The sequence below is a fragment of the Arthrobacter sp. SO3 genome (assembly GCF_020532825.1).
Lineage (GTDB): Bacteria > Actinomycetota > Actinomycetes > Actinomycetales > Micrococcaceae > Arthrobacter.
In genome coordinates this window covers 7,525-30,136 of sequence record NZ_MQTS01000094.1, presented here as the reverse complement: position 1 = coordinate 30,136, position 22,612 = coordinate 7,525, and the positions used below count along the sequence as shown (strand labels likewise).

Annotated in this window: 21 protein-coding genes and 1 pseudogene; 20 read left to right on the top strand and 2 right to left on the bottom strand. The window is 67.6% G+C overall.

The features are described 5' to 3' along the window. Both BJQ90_RS09615 and sdhC read right to left on the bottom strand, forming a co-directional pair. Positions 1 to 95: pseudogene (locus tag BJQ90_RS09615) on the bottom strand (succinate dehydrogenase); the annotation flags it as partial. A 2-nt stretch (positions 96 to 97) separates the two neighbouring features. After that, positions 98 to 478 (bottom strand): succinate dehydrogenase, cytochrome b556 subunit, encoded by a 381-nt coding sequence (gene sdhC / locus BJQ90_RS09610; protein ID WP_082576094.1) that lies wholly within the window; start codon positions 476 to 478, stop codon positions 98 to 100. Between the two features lie 303 nt (positions 479 to 781). On the opposite strand from sdhC, the gene BJQ90_RS09605 reads away from it, so the two are divergent. The 20 genes from BJQ90_RS09605 to BJQ90_RS09510 form a co-directional block, all read left to right on the top strand. Next, a complete protein-coding gene (locus BJQ90_RS09605; RefSeq protein ID WP_226760059.1) occupies positions 782 to 1,927 on the top strand; it encodes a mannose-1-phosphate guanylyltransferase in 1,146 nt (381 codons plus the stop codon). A 153-nt stretch (positions 1,928 to 2,080) separates the two neighbouring features. Continuing rightward, positions 2,081 to 3,280, top strand: a complete 1,200-nt coding sequence (locus BJQ90_RS09600; protein WP_226760058.1) for an amidohydrolase — start codon at positions 2,081 to 2,083, stop codon at positions 3,278 to 3,280. A gap of 353 nt (positions 3,281 to 3,633) precedes the next feature. Next, positions 3,634 to 4,083 carry a MarR family winged helix-turn-helix transcriptional regulator gene (locus BJQ90_RS09595; protein ID WP_226760057.1) on the top strand — a complete coding sequence of 150 codons (450 nt, stop codon included), beginning with the start codon at positions 3,634 to 3,636 and terminating at the stop codon, positions 4,081 to 4,083. A gap of 132 nt (positions 4,084 to 4,215) precedes the next feature. Then, on the top strand, positions 4,216 to 4,647 hold the full coding sequence (locus BJQ90_RS09590) for an organic hydroperoxide resistance protein (RefSeq protein ID WP_226760056.1): 432 nt from the start codon (positions 4,216 to 4,218) through the stop codon (positions 4,645 to 4,647). Further along, the gene (locus BJQ90_RS09585) at positions 4,644 to 5,675 is read left to right on the top strand and encodes an NADP-dependent oxidoreductase (RefSeq protein WP_226760055.1); all 1,032 of its coding nucleotides are present in this window, start codon (positions 4,644 to 4,646) and stop codon (positions 5,673 to 5,675) included. Before BJQ90_RS09590 ends, BJQ90_RS09585 begins: the two co-directional genes overlap by 4 nt. 303 nt (positions 5,676 to 5,978) lie before the next feature. Then, on the top strand, positions 5,979 to 7,088 hold the full coding sequence (locus BJQ90_RS09580; RefSeq protein WP_413463667.1) for a BMP family lipoprotein: 1,110 nt from the start codon (positions 5,979 to 5,981) through the stop codon (positions 7,086 to 7,088). 167 nt (positions 7,089 to 7,255) lie between these two features. Beyond that, positions 7,256 to 8,947, top strand: coding sequence for an ABC transporter ATP-binding protein (locus BJQ90_RS09575; RefSeq protein ID WP_226760054.1), 1,692 nt, complete (start codon positions 7,256 to 7,258; stop codon positions 8,945 to 8,947). Then, positions 8,940 to 10,358, top strand: a complete 1,419-nt coding sequence (locus tag BJQ90_RS09570; RefSeq protein WP_226760053.1) for an ABC transporter permease — start codon at positions 8,940 to 8,942, stop codon at positions 10,356 to 10,358. The genes BJQ90_RS09575 and BJQ90_RS09570 overlap by 8 nt, the downstream gene beginning before the upstream one ends. Further along, entirely contained in the window at positions 10,355 to 11,692 is a 1,338-nt protein-coding gene (locus BJQ90_RS09565) for an ABC transporter permease (protein WP_226760052.1), read from the top strand. The genes BJQ90_RS09570 and BJQ90_RS09565 overlap by 4 nt, the downstream gene beginning before the upstream one ends. A 2-nt stretch (positions 11,693 to 11,694) precedes the next feature. Then, a complete protein-coding gene (locus BJQ90_RS09560) occupies positions 11,695 to 12,099 on the top strand; it encodes a cytidine deaminase (RefSeq protein ID WP_226760051.1) in 405 nt (134 codons plus the stop codon). Continuing rightward, entirely contained in the window at positions 12,096 to 13,418 is a 1,323-nt protein-coding gene (locus BJQ90_RS09555) for a thymidine phosphorylase (protein ID WP_226760050.1), read from the top strand. The genes BJQ90_RS09560 and BJQ90_RS09555 overlap by 4 nt, the downstream gene beginning before the upstream one ends. A gap of 132 nt (positions 13,419 to 13,550) precedes the next feature. Beyond that, positions 13,551 to 14,186 carry a DedA family protein gene (locus BJQ90_RS09550; protein WP_226760049.1) on the top strand — a complete coding sequence of 212 codons (636 nt, stop codon included), beginning with the start codon at positions 13,551 to 13,553 and terminating at the stop codon, positions 14,184 to 14,186. Positions 14,187 to 14,298: 112 nt separating this feature from the next. Further along, entirely contained in the window at positions 14,299 to 15,222 is a 924-nt protein-coding gene (locus tag BJQ90_RS22885; RefSeq protein WP_413463666.1) for a VTT domain-containing protein, read from the top strand. A gap of 114 nt (positions 15,223 to 15,336) precedes the next feature. Next, the gene (locus tag BJQ90_RS09540; RefSeq protein WP_226760048.1) at positions 15,337 to 16,491 is read left to right on the top strand and encodes an adenosine deaminase; all 1,155 of its coding nucleotides are present in this window, start codon (positions 15,337 to 15,339) and stop codon (positions 16,489 to 16,491) included. 64 nt (positions 16,492 to 16,555) lie between these two features. Beyond that, on the top strand, positions 16,556 to 17,179 hold the full coding sequence (locus tag BJQ90_RS09535; RefSeq protein WP_226760075.1) for a MazG nucleotide pyrophosphohydrolase domain-containing protein: 624 nt from the start codon (positions 16,556 to 16,558) through the stop codon (positions 17,177 to 17,179). 157 nt (positions 17,180 to 17,336) lie between these two features. After that, entirely contained in the window at positions 17,337 to 18,617 is a 1,281-nt protein-coding gene (gene eno, locus BJQ90_RS09530; protein WP_226760047.1) for a phosphopyruvate hydratase, read from the top strand. Between the two features lie 185 nt (positions 18,618 to 18,802). Next, positions 18,803 to 19,588, top strand: coding sequence for an FtsB family cell division protein (locus BJQ90_RS09525; protein ID WP_226760046.1), 786 nt, complete (start codon positions 18,803 to 18,805; stop codon positions 19,586 to 19,588). Between the two features lie 95 nt (positions 19,589 to 19,683). Further along, positions 19,684 to 20,436 (top strand): DUF501 domain-containing protein, encoded by a 753-nt coding sequence (locus tag BJQ90_RS09520; protein WP_226760074.1) that lies wholly within the window; start codon positions 19,684 to 19,686, stop codon positions 20,434 to 20,436. After that, positions 20,433 to 21,380, top strand: a complete 948-nt coding sequence (locus BJQ90_RS09515; RefSeq protein ID WP_226760045.1) for a Ppx/GppA phosphatase family protein — start codon at positions 20,433 to 20,435, stop codon at positions 21,378 to 21,380. Before BJQ90_RS09520 ends, BJQ90_RS09515 begins: the two co-directional genes overlap by 4 nt. A gap of 141 nt (positions 21,381 to 21,521) precedes the next feature. Further along, positions 21,522 to 22,612, top strand: a 1,091-nt coding sequence (locus BJQ90_RS09510; protein WP_226760073.1) for a S8 family serine peptidase, incomplete at its 3' end; no start/stop codon positions are given.

The window sequence follows — 22,612 nt, the reverse complement described above, 5'->3', positions numbered from 1 at the left end:
TTGGAACCGCCGGTGCGGCGGTACTGCGGAGCGATCCGGTTGCTGCCGACCTTAGCGCCGCCACTGCGCGGGCTCTGAATTTCAGTTGCACTCATGGCTAGTGACCTCCAAGGGCGAGGGAAAGGTGGCGGATGGAGAAGCCCACCATGACGACTACCCAGAGAGCGAGCACCGTCCACAGCATCTGGCGCTGGTACTTCGCGCCCTTCTTCCAGAAGTCGACGGCGATGATCCGCAGGCCGTTAAAGGCGTGGAACACGATCGCTGCGACTAGGCCCGTTTCACCCAGGGCCATCAGGGGGTTCTTGTAGGCACCAATCACGGCGGTGTAGGCCTCGGGGGACACACGCACCAATGAGGTGTCCAGCACGTGGACCAACAAGAAGAAAAAGATCACTACACCGGTAATGCGGTGTCCAACCCAGGACCACATGCCTTCACGGCCGCGGTACAAGGTGCCAGCTGGTTTTGTCGGCACTGAATAAACCTCCCTGCAACACAGCGGCGCTGGCATGGGATCCACGCGGGGGGAACGCCTGCTGCGAGAGCACTCGTAAGCTCAAGCCTAAATCTAGGCTTCGCCCACAGCTTATTCAATTCAGCCACCGCTTGGTGACGGCGCCCGGCGCGGTTTTCGTCCAGTTTTGAGACGAACGCCACATTTCCTTGTCCGCCGGAAGCGCCCGCACTGCTTCGGGTCTGCGACCCCGGAAGGCCGTGATGTGTCGTGTCCGCCGCCGGATCAGGGACTGTCCCGGTCCGTTCAGCTAAAGTAGCCGTGATGAATACAGACAAAGCGACAAGCCAGGACTCACTTCAAGACTCGGCCCTGGGCCGATTTATTGCGGTGATTCCGGCAGGCGGTGTGGGGACCCGCCTCTGGCCCCTGTCGCGTGCTGCAGCCCCCAAGTTCCTCCACGACCTCACGGGCTCGGGCAGTACCCTGCTGAGGTCCACCTACGACCGGCTCGAGCCGCTCGCCGGAAAACACATGCTCGTGGTGACCGGGATGGCGCACCGGGACGCGGTCTGCCGCCAGCTCCCCGAGATCGACGACGCGGACCTGGTGCTCGAGAGCGAGCCCAAGGACTCCGGCGCCGCCATCGGCCTGGCCGCCGCGATCCTGCACGAACGCGATCCGGACACCATCATGGGCTCCTTCGCGGCGGACCAGGTCATCAGCCCGGACGCACTGTTCCACGCGGCCGTCCGGGAAGCCATCCACGCCGCCGCGGCCGGCAAGATCGTCACGATCGGCATCAAGCCCACCCACCCCTCCACCGGCTTCGGCTACATCCGGGCCGGGAAGAACCTCGGCGTTGACGGTGCCCCCAGCGCCCAGGCCGTCGTCGAGTTCGTGGAGAAGCCCAGCGAAGAGGTCGCCCAGGAGTATCTCGACAGTGGCGAATACGTCTGGAACGCCGGCATGTTCGTTGCCCCCGTCGCGCTGATGCTCAAGCACCTCGAAGCCAACCAGCCCGAGCTTTTCGCCGGCGTGCAGGAAATCGCCCGGGCCTGGGACACCCCGCAGCGCGACGAGGTCAAGGCCCGTATCTGGCCCACCCTGCCCAAGATTGCGATTGACTACGCCGTGGCCGAACCGGCAGCGGCCGCCGGCGACGTCGCCGTCGTTCCCGGCACCTTCCGCTGGGACGACGTCGGGGACTTCGCCTCGGTGGGCCGGCTCAACAGCGCCAAGGAAGTCAAGGACGTCACCGTGATCGGAGAGGGCGCCCGCGTCTTCACCGAGGACGCGAGCGGCGTGGTGGTCTCCGATACCAAGCGGGTGATCGCGCTGATCGGCATCAAGGACGTCGTCGTCGTCGATACCCCTGACGCCTTGCTGGTCATGCACAAGGAACACTCCCAGCGCGTGAAGCAGGCCGTCGATGCCCTCAAGGCCAGCGGCGACACGGACGTGCTTTAGTTTCCGGAGTCGGCGCCCGGCGTCCTCCAATCTGCGGAGTCGTGCGGGCTTTCGGGCCCCGCCCTGACCTTCGGCGGGGCCCGAAGTGTTTCCCGATCCGTAACGCGCCGTACGCGATGCCGCTATTTCTTGTGCGCTCGCTAGAGTTGTCCCGTGCGCAACTACTCCACTGAAACTGACCCCACCACATTGGTGGGGCCGTGGCTCGAGCCCCTGCTGCCGGAACTGATCGCCTTCCGCCGGGACCTGCATGCGCACCCGGAACTGTCGTTCAAGGAGTTCCGCACCACGGACAAGCTCGCGAAGCGGCTCGAGGAAGCAGGCCTGAAGCCGCGGCGCCTCGAAGGCACAGGCCTGACGGTGGACATCGGGGACGGTCCGATCGCCACCGCCCTGCGCGGCGACATCGACGCCCTGCCCATCATCGAGGAAACTGGTCTGCCGTTCGCCTCAAGGAACCATGGCGTCACGCACGCCTGCGGCCACGATGTGCACACCGCCACCATGCTCGGCGCGGCCCTGGTCCTGCAGCGGATGCACGAGGAGTCGCCGCTGCGCGGCACCGTGCGGATCATCTTCCAGCCGGCCGAGGAAACCATGCCCGGCGGCGCCCAGAGCTGCATCGAGCAGGGCGTCCTCGAAGGTGTTCCCCGGATCTTCGCCCTGCACTGCGACCCCCGGATCGAAGTGGGCAAGATCGGCACCCGGATCGGCGCCATCACCTCCGCCTCTGACACGATCAAAATCGAACTGACCGGCCGCGGTGGCCACACCTCACGGCCGCACCTGACGGAAGAGCTCGTCTTCGCCCTGGCCCAGATCGCCATCAACGTTCCGGCCGTGCTTTCCCGCCGCGTCGATGTCCGCAGCGGTGTTTCCGTGGTCTGGGGCCACATCTCCGCAGGCTCCGCGCCCAACGCCATCCCGGCCAGCGGCTACATGGCGGGCACCATGCGCTGCCTGGACCGCGACGCCTGGCACAGCGCCGGGGTCATTCTCGACGAGGTCGTGCAGCAAATCGCCGCTCCATACGGCGTCGATGTCCACCTGGAACACACCCGTGGTGTGCCTCCCGTGGTGAACTCCGAACACGAGACCGCCCTGATCGAAGCCGCGGCCCGCGCTGAGATCGGCGAAGGCGCAGTGGTGCTGACGCCGCAGTCCATGGGCGGCGAAGACTTCGCATGGTTCCTCGCGGACCTCCCCGGCGCCATGATGCGCCTGGGCACCAAGACGCCCGGGGGCGAGGAGTACGACCTGCACCGCGGGGACTACATCCTGGACGAACGCGCCCTGGGCCTGGGCATCAAGGTCCTCACCGCCGCCGCCCTGCGCACCCTTCGCGACCTCTAGGTCCCGGCCGCCAGCCGCGCGGCCCCAACCGGCCCGTCCTTTCCGCCCCCGCCCGGTCCACGCTTGCACTTTCCACCGCCTGGGCGCCCTGCTGCCGCCGAGGTGAGAGCACGCGCCCATCGTCGGGCGCTTCATGGGCGCGAACTCTGACCTCGGCGGCTGAAAGCGTCAGGCCGGTGCTCCGCGGGGGGAATTCCCGGCAGCACTGCTGTACCGCCAGGCGGCCACGCTACCGCCGAGGTGAGAGCACGCGCCCATCGCCGGGCGCTTCATGGGCGCGAACTCTGACCTCGGCGGAGGCGTCGGAACGTAAATGAGTTGTGCACAATTGAATTGTGGACTATCGTATAGTTATGACCGATGCTTCCCGCCTCAACGCCCCCCGCCTGGACCGGCAGCTGTGCTTCGCGATGTACTCGGCCTCCCGGGCCGCCACCGCGGCGTACCGGCCGATGCTCGATGAGCTCGGCCTGACCTACCCGCAGTACCTCGTCATGCTGGTGCTCTGGGAAGAGGAACCGCGCAGCGTCCGCGAACTGGGGGAGGAGCTGGGCCTCGACTCCGGCACACTGTCCCCGTTGCTCAAGCGGCTTGAGTCCCTGGGCCTCGTGGAGCGGCGGCGCTCGGCCGAGGACGAACGCCGGGTCGAGGTCTTCCTGACGGAGGCCGGCACCGCGCTCAGCGCCCGGACCACCGGCATCCCGCAACGGCTCGCCGACGCTGCCGGGCTCTCGCCCGCGGAGCTTGACCAGCTCCGCGAGACCCTGGGCCGGCTGACCGCCGCCCTGCACGGATCCCGCTGAGCTGCACGGCCGCTGAACTGCAAGGCTCCCGCTGGGCCGGCGGCCGCCGCACTGCACGGCCGCCGCACTTCACGGCCACTGAGCTGCACGGCTCGAACTGACTTCCACTGAAAATCAACAGATTGGATCCCCATGAAGACCCTTTACACGGCTGAGGCACTGGCCTCGGGCGAAGGCCGCGATGGCACCGCCGTCACCAAGGGCGGCAAGCTCAACGTGACCCTGGCCAGCCCCGTGGAACTCGGCGGCAACGGCGAAGGCACCAACCCCGAGCAGCTTTTCGCCGCGGGCTACGCGGCCTGCTTCCACTCCGCCTTGCGTCTTGTCGGCCGCCAGGCCAAGGCGGACCTGACGGATTCCGCCGTCGCCGCAAGGATCCACCTCGGCGCCCTCGCCGACGGACCCGGCTTCGGCATCGCCGCGGAACTTGAGATTGCCCTGCCCGCCGTGGACCGGGAAACGGCCGAGGCCCTCGTGGCCAAGGCACACGAAGTCTGCCCCTACTCCAATGCCACCCGTGGCAACATCACTGTCGACATCACGATCCTGGAGGTCGCCGCATGAGCAACATCACCGAAACCGCCACCCTTCCCGCCACCACCCGCGAGATCCAGCTGGCATCCCGCCCGCACGGCCGCCCGGTGCCGGAGAACTTCCGCCTTGCCGAGACGGCCCTGCCAGAACTGCTGGACGGCCAGGTCCTGGTCCGCAACCTCTTCATCTCGGTGGACCCCTACATGCGCGGCCGGATGAACGACGTCAAGTCCTATTCGGCGCCGTTTGCCCTGGACACCGCGCTCGACGGCGGCGCCGTCGGCGAGGTCATCGCCTCCCGGTCCGCCGACCGCAAGGTGGGCGACACGGTGGTCCATTCGCTGGGCTGGCGCGAATATGCCGTGCTCGACGCCGGTGCGACCACCCCCGCCCGCACCGATCTGGCCCCCGCGTCGGCCTTCCTCGGCGCCCTGGGCATGACCGGCCTGACAGCGTACGCGGGCCTGCTGAAGGTCGCCGGCTTCAAGCCCGGCGAAGTCGTGTTCGTCTCCGGCGCCGCCGGGGCGGTCGGCTCCCTGGTGGGCCAGATCGCCAAGGCCATGGGCGCGTCCCGGGTCATTGGCAGCGCGGGCTCACCGGAAAAAGTCAAGCGGCTTCTGGAGCTGGGCTTCGATGCGGCGTTCAACTACCACGACGGCCCCGTTGCCGAGCAACTGGCCGCGGCCGCAGGCGAACGCGGGATCGATGTGTACTTCGACAACGTCGGTGGGGAACACCTGGAAGCGGCGCTGTCGGCGCTCACCGTCGGTGGCCGGGTGGCCATGTGCGGCGCCATTTCGCAGTACAACTCGACCGAGCCCACTCCGGCCCCGCGGAACCTGATGCAGGCCATCGGGAAGCAGTTGACCCTCAAGGGCTTCCTGGTCGGCGGCTACTGGCAGCACATGGGCGAGTTCGTGGAGACCATGTCCGGCTGGCTCGCCGACGGCACGGTCCGCTATGACGAGACCATCGTGGACGGGCTGGAAAACGCTCCGCAGGCCTTCATGGATCTGCTGGACGGAGCCAACACCGGCAAAATGCTGGTCCGCGTTTAGGGCTCGTCTGCCAGAATCCACGCCGCGTCAGTCAACCAGGCTGACATCTCAAAGCCCCGTACCGGTCCATCCGGTGCGGGGCTTTCTGTCTCTACCGCTTGGTAACAAGTTCTCAACAATCTGTGGAATAGCTGTGAACTGTGCTACTTGGACGTGGCGCAGGACACTAATGTTGCTTCCATCAGTGCGCCTCGGCGCAGTGCTGCGAAATCCATCAGTGAAAACAGCGTTTCAGCGGCAACCCCGCCAACAGACACTCATTGAGCTCCGTCGTAGCGCCTACTCTTTCTTCCTGGAGGAAAATTGAAGAACTCTCTGCGTGCAACCTTCAAGCGCGGTTCCATGGCCGGAGTCGCCACCGCGGGTGCGGCCGCCCTCCTGCTGACCGGCTGCGGGGCCGCCCCGACCGCCAGCAGCAGCGCCACGCCGTCGGCCAGCAACTACACCGGCTGCATCGTTTCCGACTCGGGTGGATTCGATGACCAGTCCTTCAACCAGTCCTCGTACGAGGGTCTGAAGAAGACTGAAAAGGATCTGGGCATCAAGGTCAACCAGGCCGAGTCCAAGACCAACAACGACTTTGAGCCCAACCTGCGCGCGATGGTCACTGCAGGCTGCAACCTCACCGTCACGGTCGGCTTCCTGCTCGGCGACGCCACCAAGGCCCAGGCCACGGCGAACCCGGACAAGCACTTCGCCATCATCGACTTCGGCTACGAGACCCCGATCAGCAACGTCAAGCCGATCATCTACGACACGGCCCAGGCTGCGTTCCTGGCGGGCTACCTCGCGGCGGGCACCACCAAGACCGGAACGGTCGCCACGTTCGGCGGCATCAAGATCCCCACGGTCACCATCTTCATGGACGGCTACGCCGACGGCGTCAAGTACTACAACGAGAAGAACGGCAAGGACGTCAAGGTGCTGGGCTGGGACAAGGCCAAGCAGGACGGTTCCTTCACCGGCGACTTCGAAAAGCAGGACAAGGGCAAGCAGTTCACCCAGAACTTCCTGGACCAGGGCGCGGACATCGTGATGCCCGTCGCCGGTCCGGTCGGCAAGGGTGCAGGCGCGGCCCTGAAGGAAGCCAAGGCGGCAGGCAAGGACGTCAAGCTCATCTGGGTTGACTCCGACGGCTTCCTCACCGCACCGGATTACAAGGACATCATGCTCTCCTCCGTCATGAAGCAGATGGGCGAAGCCGTCGAGACCGTTGTGAAGGAAGACAAGGACGGCAAGTTCAGCAACACGCCGTACGTCGGTACCCTCGCGAACGACGGCGTGCAGCTGGCTCCGTTCCACGACCTGGATTCCGCGGTTCCGGCCGAAGTGAAGACCCAGCTGGAGCAGATCAAGAAGGACATCGCCGACGGCAAGCTGAAGGTTGAATCCGAAGCCAGCCCGAAGGTCTAACTCCCTCCGCCAAGCGCCACGGCCCGTCCGGTCATCCACCGCACGGGCTGTGGCGCTTTTCGTTGAGCGGACCGACTCCGCCTTCGGTTGCAGGCACTAGGCTGTTCCTGCAGCCCCATCATCCGTCCGGGCAAGGCCAGCCGGACACCTCGAGATTGGTCAGAGTTTTGAAACTTGAACTCAAGGGGATCACCAAACGCTTCGGCTCCCTGGTAGCCAACGATCACATCGATGTGGTTGTTGAACCCGGGCAGATTCACTGTCTGCTCGGCGAAAACGGCGCGGGTAAGTCCACGCTGATGAACGTCCTGTACGGGCTGTACGAGCCCACCGAGGGCCAGATCCTCGTCGACAACAAACCCGTCACCTTCCGCGGCCCGGGCGACGCCATGGCCGCGGGCATCGGCATGGTGCACCAGCACTTCATGCTGGTCCCGGTCTTTACGGTTGCCGAAAACGTCGCCCTGGGGGCGGAAACCACGACGGCCGGAGGATTCCTCAACCTGGATGACACCCGCCGGAAGATCCAGGAGATCTCCGACCGGTACGGTTTCGACGTCGACCCCGACGCGCTGATCGAGGACCTGCCGGTGGGGGTGCAGCAGCGGGTGGAAATCATCAAGGCCCTCGTCCGCGACGCCAAGGTGCTCATCCTCGACGAGCCCACTGCGGTGCTCACCCCGCAGGACACCGATGAGCTGCTGGATATCATGCGCCAGCTCAAGAGCCACGGCACCTCGATCGTCTTCATCTCGCACAAGCTCCGCGAGGTCAAGGCCGTCTCCGATACCATCACCGTCATCCGGCGCGGCAAGGTGGTCGGCACCGCCGATCCCGGCGCCTCGACGACGGAACTGGCCTCCATGATGGTGGGCCGTGCCGTGAACCTGACCCTGGACAAGTCCCCGGCCAAGCCCCAGGAGACGACCTTCGAAGTCAAGGACCTCACCGTGATCGCGCCCAGCGGCCAGCACGTTGTGGACGGCATCAGCTTCGACATCGCCCGCGGCGAGATCCTCGCCATCGCCGGCGTCCAAGGCAACGGCCAGACGGAACTGACCGAGGCCATCCTGGGCCTCCAGGACCGCGTCCACGGATCCATCCTGCTCGACGGCGAGGAACTCCTGGGCCGCAGCGTCAAGGAAGTCCTCAACGCCGGCGTCGGCTTCGTGCCGGAAGACCGCTCCGTCGACGGGCTGATCGGTACCTTCTCGATCGCCGAAAACCTGATCCTGGACCGCTATGACCAGGCGCCGTTCGCCAAGGGCATCAGCATGAGCCCGGCAAAGGTCCTGGAGAACGCCATGACCAGGATCGACGAGTTCGACGTGCGCACCCCGTCAGGTTCGCTGGCGGCCGGCACCCTCTCCGGCGGCAACCAGCAGAAAGTCGTGATGGCACGGGAGCTCTCCCGGCCGCTGCGGCTCTTCATCGCGTCCCAGCCCACCCGCGGCGTGGACGTCGGATCCATCGAGTTCCTGCACAAGCGCATTGTCGCTGAGCGCGACCACGGCACCCCGGTGATGATCGTCTCGACCGAACTGGACGAGGTGATTGACCTCGCCGACCGGATCGCCGTCCTCTACAAGGGCAAACTCGTCGGCATCGTCCCGGCCGGTACCGGGCGCGGCGTCCTCGGCCTGATGATGGCCGGGCTGTCCCCGGAGGACGCCCACGGCGACACCGCCGGCAGCCACCCGGCACGGGCCACCGCGGAAACCCCCGCCGAACCCCAGACGGGAAACCCAGCCGAACCCCAGACGGGAAACCCAGCCGAACCCCAGGCAACGAACCAAGCGACCGCCGCCCAGCCAGCGCAGGAGTTCCGCTCCGGCGCCGTAGGAGACGACCATGAGTGAGAACAACGAGCCGCGACGCACGGCCGTCCCGGACCCGGACCGGATTCCGGCAGCGCAGTCCCCGGAATCGCTGGCCACGGACGCGGAAATTGAGACGCCCGACGTGGAGGACACCGCTTTTGTCACCTCGCTGGACACAGCCGGCGGGGCGATGCAGCCGTCGGCCGTTCCGGTCTCGGCCCAGAGCGGAACCCTCCCCGGCGCCGAGGAGCCGGACTCGGTGCTGCGCAAGATCTTCACCGGCAACGGCGTGGTGACCATCCTGGCCGTCCTCCTCGCCCTGATCCTGGGCGGACTGCTCATTGCCAGCACCGACAAGGTGGTCGCGGCCACATCGAGCTACTTCTTCGCCCGGCCGGGCGACTTCCTGTCCGCCGTCTGGTCGGCCGCCACCGGCTCCTACGTCGCGCTCTTCCAGGGCTCGGTCTTCAACCCGCGGGGGAGTGGCGTGGGCGGACAATTTGCCCCGCTGATGGAGACCCTCACCATCGCCACCCCGCTGATCACCGCCGGCCTCGGCGTCGCCCTGGCCTTCCGTGCGGGCCTGTTCAACATCGGCGCCCAGGGCCAGATCATCATGGCCGGCATCCTGGCCTCGTGGGTGGGCTTCGCGCTGCACCTGCCGGTGGGGCTCCACCTGCTGCTGGTCCTGCTCGCAGGCGTCATCGGCGGCGCCGTCTGGGGCGGCCTGGTGGGCGTGCTCAAAGCCAGGACCGGAGCCCATGAGGTCATCCTGACCATCATGTTCAATTACATCGCCCTCTACTTCGTCCGGTACCTCCTCGATTCGGAGGCGTTCCAGCGGCCGGGCGAGACCACCCCGATCTCCCCGATCCTTGACCCGACAGCCGTGTACCCGCAGATCTTCGGCAGCCAGTACCGGCTGCACATCGGCTTCCTGCTGGCCATCGCCGCGACAGTGTTCGTCTCGTGGCTGCTGAACCGCTCGACCATCGGCTTCGAGTTCCGCGCCGTCGGAGCCAACCCCAAAGCGGCCCTGACCGCAGGCATCAACGTTCCCCGCGCCACCATCCTGGTGATGGCCATCGCCGGCGCCCTGGCCGGTCTGGCGGGTGTCGCGCAGGTGGCAGGGACCGAAAAGGTCCTCACCGACGGTGTCGCGGCGACCTACGGTTTTGACGCTATCACCGTCGCGCTGCTGGGACGTTCGACGCCGTGGGGCACCTTCGCCGCCGGTGTGCTGTTCGGCGCCTTCCGCGCCGGCGCGGTCCAGATGCAGATCCAGACCGGAACCCCGATCGACATCGTCCTGGTGGTCCAGTCGCTCATCGTACTGTTCATCGCGGCGCCGCCCCTGGTCCGGGCGATCTTCGGACTCAACCCGCGCAAGAAGAAGGCCGCACCCGCCGGCAAGTCCCCGAAGGCAGCAACCACCGGAGGTGCAGCATGAGCACAACAGCAACCTCTCCCGTTCCGGGAAAACCCCTCAAGCCACAGCAGAGGCCACCGCACCCGGACCGGAACCGCAAACCGGCGGTGTCCGCCAAGCCGGTCACCTGGAAGCTGCCGGTGACGCTGCTGGTGCTGGCCGTCGTCGCTTTCATCGTCTTTGGCCTGCTGGGCCCCCATGGGACCGCCAAGTTCGGCATTTCCTCCGGCGGGGACTTCTTCCAGCTGCCCGCGATCGAAGTGCCCGCCTACCTCGCCGGAATAGTGCTCTCCGTGATCATGCTGGGCCTCGCGGGCTACGCCATGGTCCTCAAGACGAAGAACGTCCGGCCGCCCCGCTGGCTGCCGGTCGTCTTTACGGTCCTCTTTGTGGTGTCCTTCCTGATCTGGGTCGTCGGCGGCGCCAGGACCCCCAGCATCTCGCTGGCCGGCCTCATCGCCGGCTCCGTGACCCTCGCCGTGCCGATCGTTTTTGGCTCCCTGTCCGGTGTCCTGTGCGAACGCGCCGGCGTCGTGAACATCGCCATCGAAGGCCAGCTCCTGGGCGGCGCCTTCACGGCAGCGATCGTGGCCAGCCTGACGGACAACCCGTACCTGGGCCTGCTCGCGGCGGCCGTCGCAGGCGCCCTCGTGTCCATGGTCCTGGCGGTTTTCAGCATCAAGTACGTGGTCAACCAGATCATCGTGGGTGTGGTGCTCAACGTCCTGATCTCGGGCCTCACGGGGTTCCTGTTCAGCACCGTGATGCAGGCCAACAAGGAAATGTTCAACTCGCCGGGCCGGCTTCCCATCATCGAAATCCCGGTCCTGTCCAGCATCCCGGTCCTCGGTCCCATCCTCTTCAAGCAGTCCGTGGTGGGCTACCTGATGTACGTGGCCGTGATTGTGGTGTGGATCGGGCTGTTCAAGACGAAGTGGGGCCTGCGGGTCCGTGCTGTGGGCGAGCACCCGCAGGCCGCTGACACGCTGGGCATCAAGGTCAACGCGACCCGGTTCTGGAACGTCACCCTCGGCGGCGCCGTCGCCGGGATCGGCGGATCGTTCTTCACGCTCGTGGCGATCGACAGCTTCACCAAGGAGATCTCCGGCGGCCGCGGCTTCATTGCCCTCGCCGCGATGATCCTGGGACGCTGGAACCCGATCGGGGCGTTCTTCGCCGCGCTGCTGTTCGGCTTCGCCGACAACCTGCAGAGCATTGTGACGATCATCGGCACCCCGGTGCCGAGCCAGTTCATGGCCATGCTGCCCTACCTCGTGACCGTGTTTGCCGTCGCCGGACTCGTCGGCCGGTCCCGGCCCCCGGCCGCCGACGGCATACCGTACGTGAAGGGTTGACCATGGGAAGAAGCACCGTCGACTGGGCCGCCCTCGAAGCCGCCGCGGTCGCCGCCATGAAGAACGCCTATGCGCCGTATTCGAAGTTCGCGGTGGGGGCCGCAGCAATCACCGCGGACGGCCGCATCGTCAGCGGCTGCAATGTCGAAAACGCCAGCTACGGGTTGACCCTGTGCGCCGAGTGCGCGCTGGTGGGCAACCTGCAGATGACCGGAGGTGGTCTGCTCCGCGCCTTCTACTGCGTCGATGCCGGCGGCAACGTCCTCATGCCCTGCGGCCGCTGCCGGCAACTGCTCTACGAATTCAGGGCTCCCGACATGGAGCTCATGACCACCCAGGGAATCAAGACCATGGACCAGGTCCTTCCCGATGCCTTTGGCCCCCAACACCTGGAGGAACCCCGGTGACACCAATCCCGAACAAGACCGAAGCGTTCGACGCCGTCGACATCATCCGCATCAAGCGGGACAAGGGCGTGCTCAGCCCCGCCCAGATCGACTGGACAATCGACGCGTACACCCGCGGCGCGATCGCCGACGAGCAGATGGCCGCCCTGAACATGGCGATCCTGCTCAACGGCATGGACCGGGCCGAGATCTCGCGCTGGACGGCGGCCATGATCGCGTCCGGCGAGCGGATGGACTTCTCCAGCCTGCGCCGTCCCGACGGCAGTGTGAAGCCCACGTCCGACAAGCACTCCACCGGCGGCGTCGGGGACAAAATCACGCTGCCGCTGGCACCGCTGGTGGCGGTCTTCGGCGTAGCCGTTCCGCAGCTCTCCGGCCGCGGCCTCGGCCACACCGGCGGCACCCTGGACAAGCTCGAAGCGATCCCGGGCTGGCGCGCGGCGCTGAGCAACGAGGAAATGCTGGCGCAGCTCCAGGACGTCGGCGCGGTCATCTGCGCCGCCGGCGCCGGACTCGCCCCGGCCGACAAGAAGCTCTACGCCCTCCGGGACGTCACGGGGACGGTCGAGGCCATCCCGCTGATCGCGTCCTCGATCATGAGCAAGAAGATCGCCGAAGGCACCGGTTCGCTGGTGCTGGACGTCAAGGTCGGCAGCGGCGCCTTTATGAAGGACGAGGCACGCGCCCGCGAACTCGCCGAGACCATGGTGGCCCTGGGCAAGGACGCCGGGGTCAACACCGTGGCCCTGCTGACCAACATGAACACGCCGTTGGGACTCACGGCAGGCAACGCGATCGAGGTCGAGGAATCGGTGGAGGTGCTGGCCGGCGGGGGTCCGGAAGACGTCGTCGAACTCACCGTCCGGCTCGCGGAGGAAATGCTGGCCTGCGCCGGCGTCCACGACGGCGATCCCCGGGCCGCGCTCCGGGACGGCCGCGCCATGGACGTCTGGAACCGCATGATCGAGGCGCAGGGCGGAGACCCGCGCGCCAAGCTTCCCGTCGCCAGGGAATCCGAGGTCATCTACGCGCCGGCCGACGGCGTGCTGGTGGAACTCGACGCGATGGCCGTCGGCGTCGCCGCCTGGCGTCTCGGCGCCGGACGCGCCCGCAAGGAAGACCAGGTCCAGGCCGGCGCCGGGGTGCGGATGCACGCCAAGCCGGGCGCCCTCGTCCGGGCCGGCGAGCCGCTCATGACCCTCCTGACTGATACCCCGGAGAGGTTCGAGCGGGCCAAGGCAGCGCTGGAGCACGCCGTGGTGATTGCCCCGGAAGGCTCCCGCCCCGCGCAGCAGCTCATCATCGACCGGATCGCCTGATTCCCCCGTTGCCCTATCACTTTTGGTCCCCAACCGCCCGGTTTGACCGCCACAAGTGATAGGGCAACCCGCGGTGCGGGCCCCGCAGTACACTGGCACGACAGCCGTCCACCCGTTGTTTGTTAGGAAACCGTGCAGGCAATCAACGACTTCATCCTGGCCGCCGCAGGGCAACCCTGGGTGCTCCTCCTCGTCTTCGTGTGCTGCGTGATTGACGGTTTCTTCCCGCCCATTCCGAGCGAATCCGTGGTGGTTGGACTCGCCGCAGTAGCCGCCACCGCCGGCATCCCCAACCCGGCACTGCTGGCCGCGGCGGCCGCGGCGGGCGCCTTCCTAGGTGACAACATTGCCTACCTGCTCGGCCGGGGCGCCGGGACGCAGCGCTGGGCCTGGATGCGCGGCCCCCGCATGCAGCGGGCCTTCCGTTGGGCCGGAACCGAGCTGCGCAAACGCCCGGCCTCCCTGATCCTCGTGGCGCGCTTCGTCCCGATCGGCCGGGTGGCGGTCAACCTCACGGCCGGCGCCACAAATTTCCAGCGGTCACGCTTCGTCTGGCTGACCGTGCTTTCCGCAGTGCTGTGGGCAGGCTATTCCGTCGCGATCGGCCTCTTCTTCGGCCAGTGGTTCGAAGAGAACCACCTGCTCGGCGTCATCGTCGCCGTCATCTGCGCGATCGGCCTGGGCATCCTGGTGGACCGCGTCATTGGCAGGCTGCGCGGGCCTCTTCCGGAAGCCGCCGACCTGCCCGCCCCGCCGGGGGAACCCTGAACGACGGGGCCCCGACAAACGTAAGATTTATCCGGAGGGAACGTAGCGCATCCCTCCCGGTCATGGGACACTGAAGAGCGCTTTTCGTAACTTTCCTAGGAGCATGTCCCGCGTGGAATTTATCAATGAGGCTATCCTCCATGCCGCGGGACAATGGTGGATTTATCCGATCCTCACCGTCTTCTGCTTCATCGACGGTTTTGTGCCGATTCTGCCCAGCGAAACCCTCATCGTCGCCCTGGGTGCCCTCTCCGTCACCTCCGGCCAACCGAACATGTGGTTCGTGATGGCCGCGGCCGCCCTCGGCGCAATTGCGGGCGACAACATGGCCTACCTGCTGGGCCGCCATGTCGGCGTCGAGCGCTTCCGCTGGATGCGCAAACCCAAGGTCCAGCGCGCCCTGAACTGGGCACGCTATGAACTCGACAAGCGCGGCGCCATGCTGATCTTCACGGCCCGCTACATCCCGGTTGGACGCGTGGCCGTGAACTGGATCGCCGGCACCACCGCCTACCCGCGCCGCCGCTTCGTCCTCCTCGACATCATCGCCTCCGTCACATGGGTCGCCTACTCGGCCGGCGTCGGCATCATCGCCGGGAACTGGGTCCACGAGCACCCGCTGCTCGGGGTCGGCATCGCCGTCGCCTTCGCCATCGTCCTTGGCATCGTGATCGACCACGCGCTGACCTGGCTGCACCGCTGGCGCGACACCCGGGGCGCTGCCGCTGCGGCCGGCCGGGCCGCCACCATGGCTGCCGAAGCCAGGACCGCACACACCCACGCCTCCTCGACCGCACCGGCATCGGACAAGGCCGCACCCGCCCAGCCGTCACCCACCAAGGCCGCACCCGCGAAGGACCAGCACACGGGGCCCGAGACCACAGGCGCCGCGTCCGGCGGCCCCAGCAAGGCCGGGCCCAGCAAGGCCGAGCCCACCAAGTCCGCGCCCAGCGAGGCCGGCACCGCGCCCCGCCAGGCCGGCGGCACCATGTCATTCCCCGCACAGTTGGCGGCGCCGGCCGACGCGGAGGCCTGAATCCCCGACCGTCGGGCCGCGCAGCCCGCACCACCGGGTGTGGGTCCGCCGGGTCCGCCGCGTCCGCTGCCCGACCGGCTGGCATTGCCGGGCCCCCGACCCTAAGGTTGGAACGTGACTGAGATAATTCTTGACGCTGCCCCTGACCTCGACTTCGACCTGAAGGGCCTCCCCAAGGTTTCCCTTCACGACCACCTGGACGGCGGACTCCGTCCGGCCACCATCATTGAACTTGCCGAGGCTGCGGGACACACCCTGCCTTCCACCGACCCCGTCGCCCTGGGGGAGTGGTTCCGCGAATCCGCCGACTCCGGCTCGCTGGTCCGCTACCTTGAGACCTTCGACCACACGATCGCCGTGATGCAAACGAAGGAAGGACTCTTCCGCGTCGCCAAGGAATTCGTCGAAGACCTCGCCGACGACGGCGTGGTCTACGGCGAAGTACGCTGGGCCCCGGAACAGCACCTCCAACAGGGCCTGAGCCTGGACGACGCCGTCGAGGCCGTGCAGGCTGGCCTCGACGCCGGCGTCGACGCCGTCGCCGAGACCGGCCGCGACATCCAGGTCGGCCAGCTGATCACCGCGATGCGCCACGCCGACCGCGGCCAGGAAATCGCCGAGCTGGCCGTCCGTCACCGCAACGACGGCGCCGTCGGCTTCGACATCGCCGGTGCCGAGGACGGCTTCCTGCCGTCCCGTTTCAAGGACGCCTTCACCTACCTGGCCCAGCACAACTTCCCGGCCACGGTCCACGCCGGGGAAGCCGCAGGACTGGAAAGCATCCAGTCTGCCCTGGTCGACGGACGCGCCCTGCGCCTGGGCCACGGAGTCCGGATCGCCGAGGACATCACCGTTGAATTCGAAGACGAGGATGCCGACGCCGAGAGCGATGAAGTCGACGACAACATCGGCATGGTCACCCTCGGCGAGCTGGCCAGCTGGGTCCGCGACCGCGGCATCGCGCTGGAAATCTGCCCGTCGTCCAACCTGCAGACCGGTGCCGTCGCCGGCTTCGGCGAGGGAATCGAAAGCCACCCGCTGGACATGCTCTACCAGCTCGGCTTCAACGTCACCATCAACACGGACAACCGGCTCATGAGCGGCGTGACCCTCACGGATGAGTTCGAACTGCTGGTCGAGACGTTCGACTACGACCTCGACGACCTGCTGGAGCTGACGCTGAACGCAGCCGAGGCAGCCTTCCTGCCGCTTGAGGAGAAGGAAGCCCTCGTCGAATACATCAACGAGGCTTACTCCGACCTTGGCTAACGAGGACAACCCAGTGGGCGCGCTGGCCGGTGTGATTGCCGAGCTGCGCGCCCACTGCCCCTGGATGGGTGCCCTCACCCACGAATCCCTCGTGGAGTACCTCCTCGAGGAGGCCTACGAGGTGGCGGAAACCATCGAGACGGCCGCCGGCGACGCCGAGCTGAAGGCCGAACTGGGCGACGTCCTGCTCCAGGTGGTCCTCCACGCCCGGCTCGCCCAGGAGCGCGCCGCCTTCGACCTCGACGACGTCGCCCGCGGCCTCACCGCCAAAATGATCCGGCGCAACCCGCATGTCTTCCGGCCGGACGGCTCGCTGCAGGAGACTTTTCCGGCGACGATGGAGGAAATCGTCCGGAAATGGGATGCGGTCAAGCGTTCGGAGCAGGTGCTGCACTCCGGGCACCCGCACTCCGGCACTGACCCCTCCCTGAGCCGGGGGCCCCTCGGCGGAGTCCCCGCCGCCCTTCCGGCGCTGGCCCGGGCCCAGAAACTCCTGGACCGCGCCGAACGTGCGGGCCTCCCCGCGTCCGTTGAGCCGGTCGGGATACCGTCCACGGAAGAGGACCTCGGGGACCTGCTCTTCGCGGTCGCCGCCGCCGCGCGGGCCCGGGGGCTCGATGCCGAACGCGCCCTGCGCGGCGCCAACCGCCGCTTCCAGGAGACCCGCTCCCCGCCGTCGACGCCGTGATCCGCCAAAATGACGTCCGGGGACTGGATAGGTTTCTGTAACTTATCCCACTCTCGACTAGGCTGGGTAGCGACGAGGACGTCGGTTTTTCAGCATGATCCCAGCTTGATTTCCCATCAGATTCCCAGCAGATCGCTTCACCCAAAGGAGCCTATCCATGGCGCTTATCGATGCCATCCACGCCCGCGAGATCCTCGATTCCCGTGGCAACCCCACCGTAGAAGTTGAAGTCCTGCTCTCGGACGGCCAGATCGGCCGCGCAGCAGTTCCCTCCGGCGCCTCCACCGGCGAGCACGAGGCCGTTGAACTCCGCGACGGCGACAAGGGCCGTTACCTCGGCAAGGGCGTCCAGAAGGCCGTCGACGCCGTCATCGACCAGATCGCCCCGGCCCTGATCGGCTTCGACGCGACCGACCAGCGCAGCATCGACCAGGCGATGATCGACCTGGACGGCACCGCCAACAAGAGCAAGCTCGGCGCCAACGCTATTCTGGGCGTGTCCCTGGCCGTCGCCAACGCCGCAGCGGCCTCCGCCGACCTGCCGCTCTACAAGTACCTCGGCGGCCCCAACGCCCACGTCCTGCCCGTGCCGCTGATGAACATCCTCAACGGCGGCTCGCACGCCGACTCCGACGTCGACATCCAGGAATTCATGGTTGTCCCGCTCGGCGCCGAGACCTTCTCAGAAGGCCTGCGCTGGGGCGTTGAGGTCTACCACGCGCTCAAGGCGGTCCTGCAGGCCAAGGGCCTGTCCACCGGCCTCGGCGACGAGGGCGGCTTCGCACCGAACCTGCCATCCAACCGCGCGGCCCTTGACCTCATCCAGGAAGCCATCCGCAATGCCGGCTACACCCCGGGCAAGGACATCGCCCTCGCCCTGGACGTGGCCTCCTCCGAGTTCTTCAAGGACGGCGCCTACCAGTTCGAAGGCAAGGCCCTCAACTCCTCCGAGATGAGCGCCTACTACGCCGAGCTCGTCGCCGACTACCCGCTGGTGTCCATCGAGGACCCGCTGGACGAAAACGACTGGGAAGGCTGGAAGACCCTCACCGACGCCATCGGCGACAAGGTCCAGATCGTTGGTGACGATCTCTTCGTCACCAACCCGGAGCGCCTGCAGACCGGCATCGACTCGAAGACGGCCAATTCGCTGCTCGTGAAGGTCAACCAGATCGGTTCCCTGACCGAAACCCTGGATGCCGTCTCCCTCGCCCAGCGCGCGGGTTACACCACCATCACCTCGCACCGCTCCGGCGAGACCGAGGACACCACGATCGCTGACATCGCCGTTGCCACCAACGCGGGCCAGATCAAGACCGGTGCCCCGGCCCGCTCCGAGCGCGTCGCCAAGTACAACCAGCTGCTGCGCATCGAAGAGGAACTCGACGACGCCGCACGCTACGCCGGCCGGAGCGCTTTCCCGCGTTTCAAGGGCTAGTAACCGCACGAACTGAGAACCGGTGGCTATGGTTGAAAGACCATGGCCACCGGTTCCTTTTTTGGCGCTCTTGTAGTGCCGCGCAGCCGGTTCCGGCCGGCTCCGGTCCGGGCTGCACTGGCCAAGGGGATCAGCACTGAACACAGCAAGCCGGCCGGGTGAGAACCCGGCATTACAGGAGTGACATGGCTACCCGTCGACCCAAGGTTCCCCGGGCCACGCCTGCGGCCCCGAAGGCTCAGGACACAAACGACGGCGGCGACGTCATCCAGGCTGATTTCGGCGTTTCCCGCGAGTCCCACCCCCACGCGTCCGGCAAGCCCCACTCGGCCGGCCCGCACACCGGCGGATCCCCACGGCAGGCCGCCACTCCGCCGGCCGCTGCCCGGAAAAACACAGCGGCGGCGGGCACACGGAAGTCAGATGCCGCGAAGTCAGGCGCCGCTACGTCAGGCCCAGGGACGTCCGGCACAGCCAAGTCCGGCACGGCGCCAGGCACAGCGAAGCCGGGCTCAGCCAAGCCAGGCACGGCCAAACAGTCCAAGGACGGTTCCGCGCACGCGGGGGAGCACCTCAGCCCGGTTCCCGCCAAGGCATTCTCCGGCCGGATGCTGGCGCTGTTCGTCGTCATGATTGCCATCACCATCATGCTGGCGCCCACGGTCAAGATCTTTTTCGAAAAGCGGGCCGAAATCGCCGCGCTTCAGGCGGACATCTCGGCCAAACAGTCCCAGCAGAGTGACCTTCGGCTCCAGGTCTCCCGGTGGCAGGATCCGAACTACGTGAAACAGCAGGCCCGCGACCGCATTAACATGGTTATGCCCGGAGAGACGGGCTACTGGGTCTTCGGCAGCGATCTGCCGGCCGGAACCTCCAGTGGCGCGGCCGGTGCAGGATCAGTACAGGACCCGGCCGAGCTGCCCTGGGTGGACTCCCTCTGGGACTCCATCCGGCGCTCGGCAACAGACTAAGACGCGGCGCCCGCCGCAGGATTGTCCGCCGGACAAGCCAGACAGGGCAGGAAGGTGCCGCGCCCGTGGACGAGAACCCAGTGGACGAGAACCTGATGGCAGTGCACCCGGCAAGCCCTGAGAGCGCCCGTTCCCAGACGGAATCCCGCAGGCCCTCGCCCCGCGACCTCGACGTCCTGAGCCGCCAGCTGGGCCGCCCGGTGCGTGACGTCGTGGAGATTCCGGCCCGCTGCGTCTGCGGCAACCCGCTGGTGGCGGCCACTTCCCCGCGGCTGAGCAACGGCACACCCTTCCCCACAACCTTCTACCTGACGCACCCGGTCATCACCTCGGCGGTGTCGCGCCTCGAGGCGGCAGGCCTGATGAATGAGATGAACGAGCGGCTCGGGGGAGACCCGGCCCTGGCGGCGGACTACCGAGCCGCCCACGAGGCGTACCTGGCCTCCCGCGCCGAGATCGGGGCCAGGTCCGGGATCGGAGCCGTGCCCGAGATCGACGGCATCTCCGCAGGGGGCATGCCCACCCGCGTCAAATGCCTGCACGTCCTGGTGGGCCATTCACTCGCCGCCGGACCAGGCGTGAATCCGCTCGGCGACGAGGCCATCGCAGCCATCGGCGAATGGTGGACCAAGGACCGCTGCTACTGCGACGGCGCCTGGGACACCGGCGGTGAAGCCCCCTCGCAGGACCTCAGCCGGCACGGCCCGCAGGGACTCCCGGAGATCGTGGGCCGTCCGGCCCCGGTCCGGAAGGCACGCGCCGCTGATCCCGGCGATACCCCCGACGCCGGAACGGCACAGGAAGCCGGAACTGCCGGAACCGCCACCGCAGACGGGGCCGCCCAGTGACCCGCGTGGCCGCCGTCGACTGCGGCACCAACTCGATCCGCCTGCTCATCGCCGACACGGACACCGACGGCGCGGCTCCCCGGCTGGCAGACGTCGTGCGCGAAATGCGCGTCGTCCGGCTCGGCCAGGGCGTGGACGCCACCGGCGAACTCGCCCAGGAGGCGCTGGACCGGACCTTCGCAGCCGCCGCGGACTACGCCGGGCAGATCCGCCGGCACGGGGCGACCAAGCTCCGCTTCGTCGCGACCTCCGCCACCCGCGACGCCGGCAACCGGCAGGTCTTCGTCGATGGCATCCGCGAGATCCTCGGGGTGGAACCCGAGGTCATCACCGGGGACGAGGAAGCCGCCCTGTCCTTCGCCGGCGCCAGCAGTGTGCTCCCCTCCCGCGGCGAGGACCCGGTCCTCGTGGTCGACCTCGGCGGCGGCAGCACCGAGTTCGTGCTGGGCAACGCCGGCGGCGTCATCGCCGCGAAAAGCGTCGACATCGGCTGTGTCCGGATGACCGAACGCCACCTGCGCAGCGACCCGCCCACGGCAGAACAGATTGCCGCCGCGGAGGCCGACGTCGACGCTGCCATCGATGAGGCGGCCCGGACTGTCCCGCTGGACCGCAGCGCCGCCGTCGTCGGGGTGGCCGGTTCCATCACCACCATCACGGCCCACGCGCTCCGCCTGGCGGAGTACTCCCCGGCGGCGATCCACGGCACCGAGCTCTCGCTCGACGTCGTGCGCCGGGCCTGCAGCGAACTGCTGGCGATGTCACACGCGGAACGGGCTGCCCTGCCCTACATGCACCCGGGCCGGGTGGACGTGATCGGGGCAGGCGCCCTCGTGTGGCGGCGCGTCCTGGAACGGCTCGCCGAAGCCACCGGCCACAGGGTCACGACGGCCGTCACCAGTGAACACGATATTCTTGACGGAATTGCCTTGAGCATCAGCTAGGCCGCAGGCTGGCTGGACTGTGTGTCCGCCGGACGCGCCGCCCGCGGCGCCCCTTTCCGACATCCCCGCCCGGATCCCTCCGGCAGTCCGCAGCGCCACCGTATCCGCAGCACCACCGCTGTCCCGCCGATAGGACCTGAAATGACCAGAGCAACAGCCCGGCGCCGCCGGACCGCCTCCGCGTTAATGGCCTTGGCCCTTGCGGGGGGCACCCTCACGACGGCCTTGACCGCGGCCCCGGCCGCGCACGCAGACGCCTGGCGCGACAAGGAATACTGGCTTGCCGAATCCGGCATCACCAAAGCCTGGGAAGTCTCCAAGGGCGCCAACGTCAAGGTCGCCGTGATCGACAGCGGCGTGGATGGCAAGCACCCCGACCTCGCCGGAGTGCTGGCCGGCGGCGTCGACATCTCCGGTGCCGGAACCCCGGACGGCCAAAAAAGCATCGGCGCGAAACCCGAGCACGGCACCCTCGTAGCCACCATGCTGGCAGGCCGCGGCCACCAGCCCCCCGATTCGACGGCGAAGCCCAGCCCAAGCCCGGGCCCGGCCGTCAGCCCGGACGGGATCGTCGGGGTGGCGCCGGAAGCGCAGCTGCTGTCCGTCTCCACCTGGCTCGGATCGGCCAACCCCGGCGGCAAGAGCGACCAGGACCAGATTCCCCAGGCCGTCCGCTGGGCCGTCGACAACGGAGCCCGCGTCATCAACATCTCACTGGGCAGCACCTCACCGGAATGGCCGCAAAGCTGGGATGCGGCCTTCCTCTACGCCGAGCAGAAGGACGTGGTGATCGTCGCCGCCGCAGGCAACCGGGGCGGCGGCAACATCCAGGTCGGGGCCCCGGCCACCATCCCCGGGGTGCTGACCGTCGCCGGTCTGGACCGCAAGGGAACCGCCAGCATCGATTCTTCATCCCAGGGCATCAGCATCGGCGTCGCTGCCCCCGCGGAAAACCTGATCGGCGGCCTGCCCGGCGGCGGCTACGCGGAATGGGCCGGCACGTCCGGCGCCACCCCGATCGTGGCCGGCGTTGCGGCCCTGATCCGCTCCAAATGGCCGGACATGACGGCCAGCCAGGTCATCAACAGAATCGTCAGCACCGCGAAGGACGCCGGCGCCCCGGGGAAAGACCCGCTCTACGGTTTCGGCATCCTCGACGCCGAGGCCGCGCTCAAGGCCGACGTGGCCGACACGCGGACCAATCCGCTGGGTTCGATCTCCGACTGGATCCG

What these genes read in the sequence shown, in the direction of transcription:
- BJQ90_RS09525 (WP_226760046.1), top strand. Translation starts at nt 18,803, where the DNA reads ATGGCTACCCGTCGACCCAAGGTTCCCCGGGCCACGCCTGCGGCCCCG.
- BJQ90_RS09585 (WP_226760055.1), top strand. Translation starts at nt 4,644, where the DNA reads ATGAGCAACATCACCGAAACCGCCACCCTTCCCGCCACCACCCGCGAG.
- BJQ90_RS09570 (WP_226760053.1), top strand. Translation starts at nt 8,940, where the DNA reads ATGAGTGAGAACAACGAGCCGCGACGCACGGCCGTCCCGGACCCGGAC.
- BJQ90_RS09565 (WP_226760052.1), top strand. Translation starts at nt 10,355, where the DNA reads ATGAGCACAACAGCAACCTCTCCCGTTCCGGGAAAACCCCTCAAGCCA.
- BJQ90_RS09605 (WP_226760059.1), top strand. Translation starts at nt 782, where the DNA reads ATGAATACAGACAAAGCGACAAGCCAGGACTCACTTCAAGACTCGGCC.
- BJQ90_RS09535 (WP_226760075.1), top strand. Translation starts at nt 16,556, where the DNA reads ATGGGTGCCCTCACCCACGAATCCCTCGTGGAGTACCTCCTCGAGGAG.
- BJQ90_RS09560 (WP_226760051.1), top strand. Translation starts at nt 11,695, where the DNA reads ATGGGAAGAAGCACCGTCGACTGGGCCGCCCTCGAAGCCGCCGCGGTC.
- BJQ90_RS09595 (WP_226760057.1), top strand. Translation starts at nt 3,634, where the DNA reads ATGACCGATGCTTCCCGCCTCAACGCCCCCCGCCTGGACCGGCAGCTG.
- BJQ90_RS09520 (WP_226760074.1), top strand. Translation starts at nt 19,684, where the DNA reads ATGGCAGTGCACCCGGCAAGCCCTGAGAGCGCCCGTTCCCAGACGGAA.
- eno (WP_226760047.1), top strand. Translation starts at nt 17,337, where the DNA reads ATGGCGCTTATCGATGCCATCCACGCCCGCGAGATCCTCGATTCCCGT.
- BJQ90_RS09590 (WP_226760056.1), top strand. Translation starts at nt 4,216, where the DNA reads ATGAAGACCCTTTACACGGCTGAGGCACTGGCCTCGGGCGAAGGCCGC.